15 protein-coding genes are annotated in these 15807 nt (G+C 65.1%); 3 read left to right on the top strand and 12 right to left on the bottom strand.

From position 1 onward, the window contains the following. Positions 1-4 precede the first annotated feature (4 nt). The 10 genes from ACXAGF_RS12980 to ACXAGF_RS12935 all read right to left on the bottom strand — a co-directional run bounded on the left by ACXAGF_RS12980 (position 5) and on the right by ACXAGF_RS12935 (position 9922). Complete coding sequence (locus ACXAGF_RS12980) at positions 5-862, bottom strand: ABC transporter permease (RefSeq protein ID WP_475017643.1); 858 nt, start codon at positions 860-862, stop codon at positions 5-7. After that, on the bottom strand, positions 859-1788 hold the full coding sequence (locus ACXAGF_RS12975) for an ABC transporter permease (protein ID WP_475017641.1): 930 nt from the start codon (positions 1786-1788) through the stop codon (positions 859-861). The genes ACXAGF_RS12980 and ACXAGF_RS12975 overlap by 4 nt, the downstream gene beginning before the upstream one ends. Positions 1789-1793: 5 nt before the next feature. Beyond that, positions 1794-2912: an ABC transporter substrate-binding protein gene (locus ACXAGF_RS12970; RefSeq protein WP_475017639.1), complete on the bottom strand. Its 1119-nt coding sequence runs from the start codon at positions 2910-2912 to the stop codon at positions 1794-1796. A gap of 223 nt (positions 2913-3135) precedes the next feature. Continuing rightward, positions 3136-3516, bottom strand: coding sequence for a DUF983 domain-containing protein (locus tag ACXAGF_RS12965; protein WP_475017636.1), 381 nt, complete (start codon positions 3514-3516; stop codon positions 3136-3138). 89 nt (positions 3517-3605) lie between these two features. Further along, entirely contained in the window at positions 3606-5009 is a 1404-nt protein-coding gene (locus ACXAGF_RS12960; RefSeq protein WP_475017635.1) for an aminotransferase-like domain-containing protein, read from the bottom strand. Positions 5010-5175: 166 nt separating this feature from the next. Beyond that, positions 5176-5898 (bottom strand): MBL fold metallo-hydrolase, encoded by a 723-nt coding sequence (locus ACXAGF_RS12955; RefSeq protein WP_475017633.1) that lies wholly within the window; start codon positions 5896-5898, stop codon positions 5176-5178. 9 nt (positions 5899-5907) lie between these two features. Further along, positions 5908-6990, bottom strand: a complete 1083-nt coding sequence (locus tag ACXAGF_RS12950; protein ID WP_475017632.1) for an ABC transporter ATP-binding protein — start codon at positions 6988-6990, stop codon at positions 5908-5910. Next, positions 6987-7829 (bottom strand): ABC transporter permease, encoded by an 843-nt coding sequence (locus ACXAGF_RS12945; protein ID WP_475017630.1) that lies wholly within the window; start codon positions 7827-7829, stop codon positions 6987-6989. The genes ACXAGF_RS12950 and ACXAGF_RS12945 overlap by 4 nt, the downstream gene beginning before the upstream one ends. A gap of 3 nt (positions 7830-7832) precedes the next feature. Further along, complete coding sequence (locus ACXAGF_RS12940) at positions 7833-8696, bottom strand: ABC transporter permease (protein ID WP_475017628.1); 864 nt, start codon at positions 8694-8696, stop codon at positions 7833-7835. A 143-nt stretch (positions 8697-8839) separates the two neighbouring features. Beyond that, complete coding sequence (locus ACXAGF_RS12935) at positions 8840-9922, bottom strand: polyamine ABC transporter substrate-binding protein (RefSeq protein ID WP_475017627.1); 1083 nt, start codon at positions 9920-9922, stop codon at positions 8840-8842. Positions 9923-10035: 113 nt separating this feature from the next. Here ACXAGF_RS12935 and ACXAGF_RS12930 point away from each other — a divergent pair, with 113 nt between their 5' ends. The 3 genes from ACXAGF_RS12930 (at position 10036) to ACXAGF_RS12920 (ending at position 14256) form a co-directional block, all read left to right on the top strand. Then, a complete protein-coding gene (locus ACXAGF_RS12930; RefSeq protein ID WP_475017626.1) occupies positions 10036-10659 on the top strand; it encodes a TetR/AcrR family transcriptional regulator in 624 nt (207 codons plus the stop codon). Between the two features lie 367 nt (positions 10660-11026). Continuing rightward, complete coding sequence (locus ACXAGF_RS12925; RefSeq protein WP_475017625.1) at positions 11027-11908, top strand: helix-turn-helix domain-containing protein; 882 nt, start codon at positions 11027-11029, stop codon at positions 11906-11908. Between the two features lie 146 nt (positions 11909-12054). Next, positions 12055-14256, top strand: a complete 2202-nt coding sequence (locus tag ACXAGF_RS12920) for a TonB-dependent siderophore receptor (RefSeq protein WP_475017624.1) — start codon at positions 12055-12057, stop codon at positions 14254-14256. A 90-nt stretch (positions 14257-14346) separates the two neighbouring features. On the opposite strand, the gene dhaK is transcribed toward ACXAGF_RS12920, so the two are convergent. Both dhaK and ACXAGF_RS12910 read right to left on the bottom strand, forming a co-directional pair. Continuing rightward, complete coding sequence (gene dhaK / locus ACXAGF_RS12915; RefSeq protein WP_475017622.1) at positions 14347-15345, bottom strand: dihydroxyacetone kinase subunit DhaK; 999 nt, start codon at positions 15343-15345, stop codon at positions 14347-14349. 62 nt (positions 15346-15407) lie between these two features. Further along, the gene (locus tag ACXAGF_RS12910) at positions 15408-15806 is read right to left on the bottom strand and encodes a hypothetical protein (protein WP_475017620.1); all 399 of its coding nucleotides are present in this window, start codon (positions 15804-15806) and stop codon (positions 15408-15410) included. Position 15807: the final 1 nt, after the last annotated feature.

The raw sequence follows: 15807 nt of genomic DNA, 5'->3' as shown, positions 1-15807 counted from the left end.
GCCTCTAGGTTGCGTTTGCCGGGGCCAGGTCGGGTGCCGTAGCTTCGGCCTTCACGTCGGCCTTGGCTTCGGACATCGCATCGACCTTGTCCCGGCGCCGGATCAGTTCGGAGACAATGACGAGGATGGTGGAGGCGAACAGGATCAGCGAGCCGAGCGCCAGCACCGAAGGCAGCTTGCTCGGGAAGCGCAACTGGCCATACAGGAACACCGGCAGGGTCGGCTGCGTACCGCTGAGGAAAAACGCCAGCACGAATTCGTCGAACGAGGTGACGAAGCACATCAGCAGGCTCGAGACGACGGCCGGCATGATCAGCGGCAAGGTGATGCGACGGAACGTCCCGAGCGCCGTCTCGCCAAGGTCGCGCGAGGCCTCCTCCAGGCTGGGGTCGAGCCCGTCGAGCCGCGACATCAGCACCATCACCGAGAACGGCAGGCAGAGGAAGACGTGCGCCAGCGTGATCGTCAGCAGCGACAGCTCGATGCCCAGGATCCGCACGAGCAGGATCAGGAAGGCGACGGCAAACACGATCGACGGCACGACCAGCGGCAGCATCACCGTGGACAACAGCAGCCCGGTCGCCGGCAGCAGGCGGCGCGTCAGCGCGATCGCGAACGGGATGCTGATGGCGGTGGCGAGCACGGAAGCGATCACGCCGACGATCAGGCTGTTCACCAACGCGTCGAGCATGGCGACGTTGCCGGCCATGGCCTCGTAGTGGCGCAGTGTCAGGCCCTTCAGCGGGAAGACGGCGAAGTTGTTGTCGTTGAAGGAAAACAGCGGCAACAGCACCGTCGGCGCATAGAGAAAGGCCAGAAAGAGCCCGGCATAGAGGGTGAGAAAGCGAAAGCGCCGCGTCATGCCGTGCTCCGTTTGCGCATCCTGGTGTAGCCGACCGCCCAGAGGAACAGGCCGCTGAGGGCCGCGATCACCAGCATCATGACAATCGAGATCGCCGCGCCCAGAGGCGCATTGTCCTGCTTGAAGAACAGCGTCTGGATGGCGTTGCCGATCATCGTGCCGCCCGGCCCGCCGACCAGCGTCGGCGTGACATAATCGCCCACCGTCGGGATGAAGACGAGCAGCGCCGCCGAAATCACGCCGGGCAGCGAGAGCGGGAAGGTAATGCGGCGAAAGCGGGTCCAGCGGTCGTCGCCAAGGTCGGTCGCCGCCTCCAGCAGCGTGCGGTCGACCTTCTCCAGCGAGACGTAGATCGGCAGGATGGCGAAGGTCACCCAGGCATGGACAAGGGTGATGACCACGGCGACCGGGTTGTAGAGCAGGAATTCGAGCGGCTTGTCGATCAGGCCGAGGCTGATCAGCCCCGAATTGATCGCGCCGTTGAAGCCGAGCACGATCTTCCAGGCGAAGACGCGCAGCAGATAGCTCGTCCAGAACGGAATGGTGATCAGGATCAGCCACAGCACCTTGTAACGCTTCACCCGGAAGGCGAGGAAATAGGCCATCGGATAGGCGACGAGTAGCACCGCCATCGTGGCGGCGAGCGACATCACCAGCGACTTCAGCAACAGGATGGCAGGCACAGGGTTCTGCAGGTAGAACGGGATGCCGAAATAGACCGTCGCCTTCTCCGACGGCGCGATCAGGCTCCAGTAGTTCGCCAGCGTCGGCGTCGGGTCGATGGTGAAGCCCTGCTGGGTGAAGAAGCTCAGCACGATAAGGGCAAGGAGCGGGGCGAGGAGCACCAGCAGCAGCGCTCCGACGAGGCCGTAGCCGATGCTCCGCTTCCGGATCGCCTGTGATCTCCGGTCCGGTTTGGCTTCCATGGCGGTTAGAGTTTCAGCGCCTTGAGCTCTTCCCAGACCTTCTGTTGCTCGTTCACCACCGGGCTCGGCTGCGGCTCGAACAGGATCGCGCTCTTCATGTGCTCGAGCGGATCGGTGATGCCCATTGCCTTGACCGCTTCCGGATCGGCGATCTCGAAGGCTTTGGTGTTGGCGTGGCCATAGCCGGAATCCTCGATCAGGAACTTGCCGGTGTCCGGCGACAGCCAGGCATCGATGAAGTCATAGGCGAGGGCGGGGTCCGCCTTGCCGGAATTGAGCAGCGTCATGCCGCAGAACCAGGTGAAGTAGCCTTCCTTCGGCCGGGCGTACTTCACCTCGACGCCCTCGGCGAGAAGGTTCTTCACCGCGTCGTTCCAGGCATAGGCGGCGACGATCTCGCCGGAAGCGAGACCCTGTTGCAGCTCGGTCGCGTCGGTCCACAGGAAGCGGGAGTTCTTCAGCGCCTTGGCGCCGAACTCCTTGGCGGCCTGCAGCTTCTCGCCGGTGAGCAGATTGGCCTCGTGATAGCTCATGCCCTTGACCATCTGGCCGATGGCGATGACGAGTGGGTCGTCGAGCATCGACACCTTGCCCTCGAAGGCGTCGTCGTAGAAGATCGCCCAGGTCTCGCCGTCCTTGAAGGCGTCGCCGATCAGGTCGGGCCGGTAGATGATGCTGGAATTGCCCCAGTCGGCCGGTGCCATGACGACGTTGCCGTCGACGACGACGCCCTCGGCGGTCTGCAGCGCGGGGAAGACGTCCTTCCAGTGCGACAGCTTGCTGGTGTCGATCGGTACCGTCAGCCCGGCCTCGACGAAGCGTCCGACCGAGTAATTGCAGGGGTGCATGACGTCCGCCGCGAAGCCGGCACGGACCTTTGCCAGTGCTTCCTCCTCGCCGCCGAAGGTCGAAAACGTCGGCGCCGATCCGTGCTTGCCGACAAAGGACTGGAAGTAGTCGGCCGAATCGAACCCCGTCCATTCGAGGCAGGTCAGCACCTCGGCCGCGGCCGAAAGCCGTGGCATCAGTGTCATTCCGACGCCGAACGCCGCGGCGCTCTGCAGCATCTGGCGTCGGGTCAGCCCGCCCGCGGCCATCCGGTCGATAAACTTAATGCGCTGCATGTTCCCCTCCAGTTGATCTGGACCTTTATGGTCGCCTAGGTAGGAGGATATTGAATCACGAGTCAATAAGGATCGGCGCAGATTCGCTCCCCAGGCGCTACGACGGAAGGGAGCGATACTGCCGCGTCGTCGGTCCTCCCGGGCGAAGGGGAGAGCCCGTGCCGGCAGCCGTGTGGCTGGCTGTGTCGAGGCCGCAAATGGCGGCGGCTCCGTTCCGGCCGCCTCAGGGCTCCGGCCGTGACAGCTTTCCCTCTTCCGCCTTGAAGTAATACTGGCTCGCGACGAGCCAGCCCTTCAGCGGGCGCAGCGGCGGGATGCAGGTCAGCAGCATGAACGGCGCCGTCACCAGGAGGTGGACCCAAAGCGCCGGGGAATAGACGACCTCCAGCCAGACGCCGAGCAGGACGCTCGGCACGCAGGCAAAGCAGATCACGAAGAAGGCCGGACCGTCGGCCGGATCGGCAAAGGAGTAGTCCAGCCCGCAGGCATTGCACGAGGGCCGCAGCGCGAGAAACCCGTCGAACAGCTGGCCCTCGCCGCAGCGCGGGCAGCGACCGCGAATGCCGGTCTGCATCGGGGAGAGAGGAGGGTATTGCATGGACATGGCGAAGCCTCAAACGATATTGATTGCATTTTGCATGGCATATTGATTGCAATCAATGTGTGAGGATGTCGCATGCCAAGGCATGGGCGTCAGAAGAACGCCCCGGTCATTTCCGGTGGACCGGCGAGCGCGTGAGCCATGAAATCCAGGGCGTCGGCGAGGCTGGCGCGCGTTACCGGCCCGCCGAGGCAGACGCGCACCGCGTCCGGGGGCGTTCCCTCGACCGTGAAGGCGTCGCTCGCGACCACGCCCAGGCCGGCATTGCGGCTGTGCGTTGCGAAGGAGGACCGGTTCCAGCCGTTGGCGGGCGAGAGCCAGAGGTTGAAACTCAGCGGGTCGGCGCGGTAGCAGCCGGACGGCAGCAGCCTGGCGGCGAGCTGCTGCCGCGCGGCGGCCTCCGTGCGGACAAAGTCGAGCAGCGCGTCGGCGGTCCCGTCCTCGATCCAGCGGGTGGCCAGCGCCATGCCGAGCGGAGAAGCCATGACGTTGCTGGCACGCATTGCGGACTTAAACGTCCAGGCCGCCCTGGCATCGGGCGCGACGACAAAGGCCAGGCGCAGGCCGGCGCCGATGCATTTGGACAGGCCGCCGATATGCCAGGTGAGTTCCGGGGCGACGGCGGCGATCGGCGGCGGCGCGTCCGGGGGGATGAAGCCATAGGCATCGTCCTCGATGATCGGGACGCCCGCCGATTGGGCGATCGCGACAATCGCCTCGCGGCGTTGCTGCGGAACCGTCAGGGTCGTCGGGTTCTGCAGGGTCGGGTTGAGGTAGAGCGCCCTTGGGCGCCCGCTCCTGCATGCCTCGGCCAGCGCGTCCGGTACGATGCCGTGCTCGTCCATCGCCAGGCCGGTGAGATGAATCCCCAGCTGCGCGGTCAGCGACCGGATGCCGGGGTAGGTGATGCGCTCCGCCAGGATCGTCTCGCCGGGCCGCGCCAGGAGGGCGAGGATCGAATGCAGCGCCGGATGGGTGCCGGGGGTGACGAAGACGTGCTGCGGGCTGGGCTTGAGGCCGCGGCGGCCGAGCCAGGTTGCGGCGGCGTCCCTGTCCATCTCCGCACCGCCAAACTCCTGGTAGCGCAGCAGCGGAACGAGATTGGCCGAAACGACGCCCAGGCCTTCGCGCATGCGCGCCAGCAGGGCGGGATCCTCCGGCTCCGGCGGCAGGTTCATCGAGAAATCGGCGACAGCGGCGCGGCGCGCATCGGCCTCCGCGTCGGCGGGAAAGCTGCGGTCCTGCCCGGAAGGGCGACCGGTAACGAAGGTTCCGCGGCCGACCTGCGTATCGACGAGGCCGCGTTTGCGGGCCTCGACATAGCCGCGCGCGACCGTCGTGAAGTCGATGTCGAGGGCCCTTGCCAGTTCACGTTGGGGCGGCAGCCGGTCGCCCGCCGTCAAGACGCCGCCGCGCAGGTCCATCTCGATCAGGTCGGCGATCGCCATGTAGCGCGGGCTGGAACTGCGGCTGAGATCGGGGAACCATTTCGCCATGGGAATGCCTTCGCATCAATCGGGATGATTGATTGACTGTATATTGTTGCATCCGGTGCTGTCATGCGAAATGTCGAGACCGCTTCGCGCGCAAGGGAGCGGATTGGTTGCCGCCGCCTTGATTTGAGGCGGGTTCTGGCGCCCGGGCGGCAGGAGCCTGGCAAGGCTAGTGTCGGTCGAGCCAGTCGCGGATGAGGGCGCGGTAACGCGCGCCGTCGAAGCTGGGGAAGTGCCCGCCGTGGACGACGCGGACAGGGTAGTCGAGCAGGCGCTTCATCGAGGCGAGGTAGTCGGTCGCGTCGGAATGATAGGTGTCCTCGATCAGCGGCCCGTCATAGAGGATGTCGCCGGAGAACAGGATGCCGGTGCTGTCCTCCCAGAGCGCTATGCCGCCGGGCGAATGACCGGGGGTGTGAACGACCTCGAAATGCCGGTCTCCAAGGTCAATGAGGTCGCCGTCCGCAAGGATGCGGGTGGCGGGGGCAGCCCTGACGCCGTAGCATTCCGAGCAATAGGGCGCGGGCGGCAGGGCGTCGAAGATCGCGTCCGTCACATAGGGATCGGCCAGCGTGCCGGCACGGGTGGGATGGGCGAGAAAATCTGCTTCCGCCGCGTGGACGGCGCGGCATGCGAATTCGTGATGGCAGCCGATGTGGTCGAAATGGGTGTGGCTGGCAACCGCCGTCAGCGGCCGTTCGGTGACCAGCGGCACCCATTGCCTGAGCGAAACGACGCCCATGCCGCTATCCACCAGCATGTCGGCGTCGCGGCCGCGCACGTGCCAGATGTTGCAACGGTAGAACTCCTTGATGTGCGGCTCGCAGATATAGGTGACGTCGTCGTCCAGGCGTCTGACCGAATACCAGTTTTCCGGAGCGATCCGCTGCATGGTCGTTCCTCACGCGGCCGGCAGGACGGTGACGGCGGTCGGGTCGACCGCCAGCGTGATGCGATCGCCAGCGGTCACCCGCGCCGATTGCGGCATGTGCGCCACGAGACTCACATCGTTGGCGGCGACCGGCGCGAGGTGGCAGCGGAAATGGGTGCCGAAGAAAGCGCTGCCGGTCACCTCGGCCTCGCCGAGCCGGACGGCCGCCCGCTCGTCGGCGCTGCAGAAATGCTCGGGCCGGATGCACAGCGTCACGCGGTCGCCGCTGGCGGGCCGGGCCCCGGTGAAGTTGACGGCGGGGAGGGCGATCGGCCCGACAGCGGTCTCGATCTGGGCGCCGTCATTCGCCGTCTCCCGCACCCGTCCCTGGACGAAGTTCACCTCGCCCATGAACCCGGCCGAAAACAGCGACTTCGGTCGCATGTAGATGTCGGCGGGCGGACCGAAGTCCTCGACCCGTCCCCGGTTCATCACAACGATGCGGTCGGCGATCGCCATCGCCTCCTCCTGGTCATGGGTGACATGGACGAAGGTGGTGCCGACACGTTTCTGGATCGCCTTCAGTTCGTCCTGCATCTGCCGGCGGAGCTTCAGATCCAGCGCGCCGAGCGGCTCGTCGAGCAGCAACACGTCGGGGTCGACGGCGAGCGCGCGCGCCAGCGCCACGCGCTGCCGCTGGCCGCCGGACAGTTCGTGCGGTCGCTTCTGCGCGGCCGCCTTCAGGCCGACGAGGTCGAGGAAGCCGAGCGCCTTGTCCTCGCGCTCCGCCCTTCCCATGCCGCGCATCCTCAGCCCGAAGCCGACATTGTCGACCAGCCGCATGTGCGGGAACAGCGCATAGTCCTGGAACATGGTGGTGGTCGGGCGTCGCGCCGGCGGCACCCCGGTCATGTCCCTGCCGCCGATCGCAACCGTGCCGGCGCTCGGCGCCAGAAAGCCGCCGAGGATCGACAGCAGCGTGGTCTTGCCGCAGCCGGAGGGGCCGAGCAGGACGATGAACTCGCCGGCGTCGATGTCGAGCGAGACATTGTCGAGCGCCGTGAAGGCGCCGAATGCCTTTGTCGCGTTGCGGATGGATACGGATGCGGTCATGGCTTGCGGCTCCTGCCGAAGAGGGCGAGTTCGAGCACCAGAAGAACGGCGACCGAGACGAGGAAGACCAGCGAACCGACGGCGTTGGTCTTCGGGTTGAGGCCCGAGCGCAGCATGCTCCAGATTTCCACCGGCAGCGTCACGTCGAAGCGCGACAGGAGGAAGGCGATGATGAACTCGTCCCAGCTGAAGGTGACGGAAAGGAAGAAGGCAGCGAGGAGCGAAGGCATCAGCATCGGGGCCGTCACCAGCGCCATCACCTTGACATCGCTGGCGCCGAGGTCGCGCGCCGCCCGTTCGATGTTGACGTGGTGTTCGCCCATCGAGGCATAGATGATGGCAAAGCAGAGCGGCAGATTGATCACCACGTGGCCGATGCCGACGGTAAGCAGCGAGAGCGAAACCTGCAGCGTGTTCAAGACGGTGAGCAGGCCGAGCGCGATGATCAGGTAGCTGACCGTCATCGGGGCGATCAGCAGTCCCCGCTGCAATGCCGATCCAGGCAGCCGATAGCGCGCCAGCGCGTAGGCGGCGAGGAAGCCGAGCAGGCAGGCGAGGGTGGAGGAGAGGACCGCCACCAGGAACGAATTCACCAGCGCCGCCATCAACTTGCGGTCGGCGAAGACGGCCTCGTACCATTGCAGCGAAAAGCCGTTGAACGGCGGCACCGGCAGGCGACCGTCCTGGAAGGAGAACAGCACCAGCACGGCCACCGGCAGGAAGATGAAGGCGTAGATCGCGACGAGGTAGAGCCAGCTCAGCGCGGATGGGAGCGCCCGCCGGAGGCTGCCGCGGCGAAGGAGGCGGGTGGAAGGCCCGGCCTGGATGTCGGCTGCCATGTCCTAGGCCCTCTCGATTTTCAGCCAGCGGGCGCAAAGCGCGTAGGCTGCCGTCACCGCCAGCATCAGGATGATGGAGAGCGCGGCCGCCATCGGGAAGTCTGCCCGCCGGCCGATCTGCAGCATGATGATCTGCGGCAACACCAGCTCGTTGTTTCCGCCAAGGATCTGGGGAGTGATGTAGTCGCCGATGCAGAGCACGAAGGTGAGAAAGGCGCCGGTCATGATCCCGGGCAGGGTCAGCGGCAGGACGACGTGCCAGAAGGTCTGGAAGGCGTTGGCGCCGAGGTCGGCGGCGGCGCGGCGATAATTGGGCGAGAGCTGGATCAGGTTGGAATAGATCGTCAGCGTCAGGAGCATGACGAAGAAGTGGACGAAGCCGATGACGGTCGCCGTGCGGTTGCTGGCGATCTCCAGCGGCTCGGCGATCAGGCCGATGCCCGTCAGAGCCTGGTTGATGACGCCGCCCTTGGAAAGCACGAGCAGCCAGGCGTAGGAGCGGACCACGTAAGAGGTCCAGAACGGCAGGATGGCGAGAATCAGTGCCATGCGTTGCCATCTTTTCGGTACGCGCTCGGCGATGATCCAGGCCAGCGGATAGGCGAGCAGCACCGACAGCACCGTCACCGTCAGGGTGATTTCGAGCGAGTTCGTCAGGCCGCGTAGAAGCGCGCTTTCGCTGAAAAAGCGCACGTAATTGTCGAGGTTCCAGACCCGGACGACCTCGCGCCCCTGCCGTGACCAGAGGCTCATCGCCGCCATGTAGAGAAACGGCACGACGAAAAAGGCCAGCGTCCAGAGCAGGGCCGGGGCGACAAAGCCCCAGGCCTTGCGGCGATCCGTTCGTTCAAGCGTGGCGGCGGTCATGGCGTTTCCGGACTGGCGATTGCAAGGCACGGGTATCGAACTCCGCTGCTGCGAAGGCCGATCCCGGCGAGGCGAAGGGGCCCTTTGGTGCCCCCTTGGTCCTTCTGCGGGACGGTTCCCTCGGGAGGAGAACAGAGACGTCCTTACTGCTGCAGCATGTTGGTCCAGGCGTCCTGCATCTTCTGGTCGAGTTCGGCGCTCGGGATCGGATAGAGCTGGGTGTTCTGCAGGTAGCCGGCCTGGTCGTCCCAGCGCAGCGCCCGCTTCTGTTCCTCGGTCAGATGCTCGCCGGCCTTCCGGTTCGTGGGCATTCCCCAGTAGCAGGAGGAGGTGGCAAGCCGCGCCTGGCCTTCCGGGCTGAGAATGTACTGCACGAACTTGAGGGCGAGATCGGGCCGCTGCGAGTCCTTCATCACGGCAATCGACTGGGCCCAGCGCATCGCGCCCTGCTTCGGCACGATCCAGTCCAGTTCGGGCTTGTCCTTGGCAAGCGAGGCGGTGATCCACTCGCCGCCGCCGACGAGTATGTCGACTTCTCCGGTGGCGAGCGCGGTCTGCGAGGAGACGACGTCGCTGACCTGTTTCGAGACGGCCTTCATCGCCGAAAGCTTTTCCTCGATCGCCGGCATGTCGGCCTCGGAGAGGTCGGCGGTCTTCTTGCCAAGCCCAAGCTGCACCAGACCGATCATCGGCAGGTAGTAGTCATAGAGGGCGATGCGGCCCTTGTACTTGTCCGACCAGATCACCGACAGGTCTTCCATGTCCTTCGGGTCGACCTTGGACTTGTCGAAGGAGATCGTGTTGTAGCCGAACTTCTCGGTCACGGCGTAGGTCTTGCCGTCCCTGGTGTTGCTCGTCTCCATCTGCAATTCGGGGAAGAGGTCGCTGGAGGGAAGGGCGTCGGCCGGCATTTCGCCGAACAGCCCCATGTCAATCACACGGTGGACGTCGACGGCGTCGATCACCATGACGTCCCAGTCGCCCGGCCGCGATTGCTCGAGGATGGAGAGCGCGGCGCCAGTGCCCTCGTATTCCTTCAGATTGACCTTGACGTCGTTGGCCGTCTCGAACGGCTCGATCAGCGCCGGGTCGGTGTGGTCACACCAGACGAGCGCGTTGAGCTCGTCGGCGGCGCTGACGGGGCCGGCGGCGGCTACCGTCAGAGCCAATGCGGCGACGGACGTGAATAGATGGCGCGCGGAAGCGCCCGCAATGGTTCTGATCATCGTTCTGCCCTCTGGTTTCTGACACTCATTCCGGTGCCTTCAGAAAAAGATTGAATGAATTCATTTTTTAAGTCAATCTCAAAATTGAGGGCATTCAACAAGGGAAGACAGGCGTGGCGGGACTTCGCGCGAGACAGAAGGCGGACAAGAATCGGCGCATCCTGGAGGCGGCGACCCGGCTGTTCCGCGAGGTGGGCTACGACGCGGCGCGGATCGAGGACATCGCAGAGCGCGCCGAGGTCTCGGTCGGCACCTTCTACAACTACTACCAGAACAAGGGTGACATGCTGCTTGCCACGGTCGCGATGGAGGTGGAGGAGGTGCTCGAGGCTGGTGAGCCGATCGTCGCCAACCCGTCGGCCGACGTGCTCGCCGCGCTCTCAGCCCTCGTCAACCAGTATTACGACCACTCGCTCGTCTATCTCAGCAAGGAGATGTGGAGGACGGCGATGGCAATCTCCATCCAGCAGCCGGAGACCCCGTTCTCGCGGCGCTACACCGAGCTCGATCGCGCGCTGTGTGCGCAGGTCTCCACGCTGGTAGGCAAGTTGCAGCAGAAGGGGGCCGTCCTCATGGGCATCGACACGGCCGCGGTCGGCGCGATGTTCTTCAACAATCTCAACATGATGTTCATGGAGTTCGTGCGCAATGAGGCAATGCCGCTCGAACACCTCAAGAACGAGGTCGCCCGGCAGAACCGGCCGCTCGCGGCGCTGATCAGCACGCCGCGGCTGTAAGCAACCCGACCGGCGGGCTCGATGAACGAGCGGCACCGTCTGGGAGGCATTCGACGGTTTTACGGGCGCCGGTACCACCCTGCCGGTGGCTTTTCGATCTCTATCCATCGCATCAAAAAGACGCTGTAATCCGATGGGGTTACTGCAGAGATTTCAGGCGGCAGTTAGCCATCGGGACGAGCGTTTTTCGTGAACGGGGCACCTTTCCGCATCTGCCGGCGGGTTCGCGCGGCCGTTGGCGCCGGAATGTCAACGACCACTTGCCTGATTGCAATGTCGGCGTCCATGCTGTAATAAACTTGAATATTTCACACTAGTTTTGGCGCGGACATGCTGGGAGGCGCACCTTGCCAAATCGGAGCGGGCGATGACCTTCCAGCCGCGCATGCACAACAGGATCAGTGGCTTCAACGTGCTTGGCGGTGCCCGACGCCACTGGAACGGCATCGTCGCCGACCTCTGGGACGTGGAATGCCGCCCCCGTTCCGGCGGCTTCTATGTCGGCGAGGACCCGCGCCTTTTCATCTTGCTCGAGGTTCGGGGCGAGGGGAACTGCACGCTAAGGGCGACCCCGAATGCGTGCGGCTCGGTTCATAGCGACTATCAGCGCGCGATCTCCTACATACCGGCGGGCCTGGAACTATGGGCCGACGTGGTCGACCTCCATTTCGTCCGGCACCTCGACCTGCATTTCGACCTGAACACACTCGGAGGCCGTCTGGGGGAGGACTTCGACCTGCGGTCGCTCGCCGCGCCAAAGCTGATGTTCGACGATGCGAAAATCGCCTCTCTGGCCCAACTCATCGCCGCCGAATGTGCCAGCCCGCAGCCCCTACACGATCTTTATGGCGACGGTCTATCGCTCGCTTTGCTCATCGATCTTTTGAAAATCCACCGCTCGCCGGAACGGAAGCGAAGCCAGCTGCTGGCCTGGCAGTTGCGACGCACGATCGACTATATCGAGGCGAACTGCCTGCGCGGCATCCGCCTTGAGGAACTGGCGGACCTCGTGGGACTGTCGCAGTCCCATTTCAGCCACGCCTTCAAGGCGTCGACCGGCATCGCTCCGCACCAGTGGCAGATGAATGCGCGGCTGGAGCGGGCGAAGCAGCTTCTGCTCGTTGATGACACGCCGCTGACGACGGTGGCCGCCGAGACGGGCTTCGCCGACCAGGCGCATTTCACCCGTGCATTTCGCAAGAACGTCGGCACCACGCCCGCCCGCTGGCGAAGGATGAAATCCCAGTAGCCGCCGGGCGGGCTGTGGGCGGCGATCAGAAAGAGCCAAATGCGTTCAAATTTCCCGCTTTTCGACAAGCCTGATACATTAAGTTGATGTAAAAACTCATGTTAAAGCGCGAATGGGCGCGATGGCATGAGCAGGGATTGCGGGGAATGAGCAGGCAGAGCAAGAATAGCGCACGGGCGACCTTGAGCCGAACGCTGCGCGGCGGCGTGGCGATGGTCTCGCTGCTGGCGGCAACGGCCGCAGCGGCACAGGAGCAGGATGCAACCCAGCTCGCGCCGGTGGTGATCGAGGGCGCCGTTGGCGCCGGCGTCGGCACGGGACCGGTGCAGGGCTATGTCGCCGAGGAAACGACCACAGGCTCCAAGACCGATACCCCGATCAGCGAAATCCCGCAGAGCGTCTCGGTGATCGGACGCGAGGAGATGGACGACCGCGGCGTCGTCAACAAGATCGACGAGGTGCTGCGCTACACGCCCGGCGTCACGACGGAGCCCTTCGGCGTCGATACGGATACGGACTGGTTCTACATCCGCGGCTTCGACGCCACGCAGACCGGGGTCTTCCTCGATGGCCTGAACCTGTTCAGCTACGGCTTCGGCGGCTTCCAGGTCGATCCGTTCATGCTGGAGCGCGTCGAGGTGCTGAAGGGGCCGGCTTCGGTGCTTTACGGCGGCGCCAACCCCGGCGGCATCATCAACCTGATCAGCAAGCGTCCGCAGGATGAGGCCTTCGTCCATACGGAGACCGGCATCAACAGCAACGGCAACGGCTTTGGCGCCTTCGACGTCAATGGTTTGCTCGATGACGGCGTTGCCTATCGCGTCACTGGCAAGGTCGCCGGCGGCGAGAACTATACCGACTACTCGAACGACCTGCGCGGCTTCATCCTGCCGCAGATCACCTATCAGCCCGACGACGGCACCAGCCTGACGCTCTATGGCGTGCTGCAGGGGCTCGACCAGCGCCATGTCGGCGGCAGCTTCCTGCCGTACACGGGCACCGTGGTCGATGCCTCGTTCGGCAAGATCGACCGTAAGGCCTTCTTCGGCGAGCCGGACCTGGACACCGGCACCTATGTCCAGCAGATGCTCGGCTACGAATTCTCGCACGAGTTTGAAAATGGCTGGAATTTCAGCCAGAACCTGCGCTACGGCCACCTCTACAAGCACGAGAACGGGCCGTATACCTATGGCTACGCCAACCCGGTCTTCGCACCGACGCCGGATCCAACCGATCCCCAGCTTTCCCGCCTCGGCTTCGAGGCGACCTCGAAGGCCGACACCTTCGCCGTCGACAACCGCGTCGAGGGTGAGTTCGAGACCGGAGCGCTGGATCACACCGTGCTGGTGGGGCTGGACTACAAGTACTACCGGCTCGATCACGAGCAGGCTTCCGCCCTGGCAACCCCGATCAGCGTGACCGATCCCGTCTACGGCGCGCCGCAGCCGCCCAACCGCAGCTATCTCAACGAAGCGATCACACAGCAGCAACTGGGCGTCTATCTCCAGGACCAGATCCGCTTCGGCGACGGTTGGCTGGTCACGCTGAACGGCCGCTACGACTACGTCGACACCAGCACGGACCGCGGCCCGACATTCTGGGAGCCGGCGCTGAACGAGACCGTCTCCTACGACGAGAGCGCGCTCAGCGGCCGCGCCGGCATCGCCTATGAGTTTGCGAACGGCGTGACGCCCTATTTCAGCGCCGCGACCTTCTTCGACCCGGTTGTTGCCGTGACCGAGACCGGAATGACCAAGCCCGAGGAAGGCGAGCAGTACGAGATCGGCGTCAAGTACGAACCGACCTTCATCGACGGCCTGCTGACCGCGTCGGTCTACCAGCTGACGAAGCAGAACGTCGTCGTCACCGACCCGGTCACATCGATCTCCAGCCAACTCGGCGAGGTGCGTTCGCGCGGCATCGAGTTCGAAGCCAAGGTCAACGTCAACGAGAACTGGAAGGTCATCGCCGGGCTCGACTTCATCGATCTGGAAATCACCCGGGACGCCGATGCCGCCCTCGTGGGGAAAACCCCGTACCTGATCCCCGATACCCAGGCCTCGCTCTGGCTCGACTACACCGTGACCGAGGGCCGTCTGGAGGGCGTCAGCGTCGGCGCTGGCGTGCGCTATCAGGGCGAGAGCTGGGCCGACAACGAGAACACGGCCGAGGTTCCCTCCGCCACCGTGTTCGACGCCGGACTGCGGTACGAAAAGAACGACTGGACGGCCGCCCTCAACGTCTCCAACGTGTTCGACAAGGAGTATGTCAGCGGCTGCGGCGGCATCCTCGTCTGCTCCTACGGCGACGCCCGCACGATCACCCTCAGGCTCGGAAAGACCTGGTGACCTTCGTGCAGCGGCCAGTCAGATGAGGTCGCGTAGGGGGTGTTGGCCGATGCTGGTCGGCGTGCCCGGACCGGCCACGGGCAATGGACCTCAGCGGCCCCAGCGCAAGGCCGGGGTCGAGACCGCCGCGTCCCAGAACTGCCTACGCGTCGAATCCAGCGCCGAGAGGGTCACCGAAAGCCCGGCCATGTCGAGCGAGGTCACGTAGGATCCGACCAGCGAGCGGCCGATCTCGAGGCCGCGCTCCTCGAGCAGCTGCCGCACCACGCCGTACATCAGGTAGAGTTCGGACACGGGCGTTCCGCCGAAGCCGTTGACGAACAGCAGGACCGGATCCCGGTGCCAACCGGGAACGTCCGCAAGGATCTCCTCGCACAGCAGGCTCGCGATCGCATTGGCCTCGCGAAAGGCAACACGCGCACGGCCCGGCTCGCCGTGGATGCCGACGCCGATCTCCATTTCCTCGCTGGCAAGCGTGAAGGTGGCGCGGCCGGATCCGGGCACGGTCGCCCCGCGGACGGCGACGCCCATGCTGCGGGTCGCCGCAACGGTCTGCTCGCCGAGCGCCTTGACCGCCGCAAGATCCATGCCTTCTTCGGCCGCCGCGCCGACCATCTTCTCCACCACCAGCGTTCCGGCGACGCCGCGGCGACCGGAACTGCGTGCCGCGTCGTAGGCGGCGATGTCGTCGTTGACGACCACGGTCTCGACAAGGTGGCCGCGCGCCGCCGCCATCTCCGCGGCCATCTCGAAATTCATCACGTCGCCGTCATAGTTCTTGACGACGAGCAGCACGCCGCCGCCGGTGTCGCATTCCACGATCGCCGCCTGGATCTGGTCCGGCGTGGGCGAGGTGAAGACATGGCCGATGCAGGCGGCATCGAGCATCCCCGGCCCGACAAAACCGACGTGCATGGGTTCGTGGCCGGCGCCACCGCCAGAGATCACGGCGACCTTTCCCGGCCGCAGCACGCGGCGGCGGACGTTTCGGCCGCCCGGGCCGAACACGAGCAAGTCCTCATGCGCCCGCGCAAAGCCCTCCAGGCTTTCGGCGACGACCCGATCCGCGCGGTTCATGAACTTTTTCATGCTCCTCCTTTGCGCGCCCGATCCTAGACCAGATCAGGCCGGCGAGAAATGCCGCCGCCTGCTCAAAGCAGCGCCGTCAGCTTCGCGATAAACTCCGAGACCGCCTCGTCGAGCTGCCGATTCTTCCGCTCGTCGCCGAGGTCTGGCACCATCAGCGACAGTGTCCGCAGGCCATCCGTCGCGCCAAGCTCAGGCAGCTTGCCCGGATGGGCGCGCTGGTAGGCGTCGAGAAAGCGCTCCTGCTCGGCCGGACTCATGTGGCAGACGCGGAAAATGGTCGCGAGATGGCGCGAGGGCAGCGGCGTCGCATAGGTCGGGCTGGTGATCTGCGTGACGAAGCTGCGGTGCTTGCCGAGCGCCGCGGCCAGACGCTGCCGCGTGCCGGAGGGCCTGCTGTCGATGATGTCGGCCAGAATCGCCTTGTAGGCGACCGTTGCATCCTCGCTGGTTTCGCGCGCCATC

The organism is Mycoplana sp. ABR4_002, assembly GCF_056159645.1.
The sequence above is the reverse complement of the archived record's forward strand: the minus strand, read 5'-3'. Positions and strand labels throughout refer to the sequence as shown.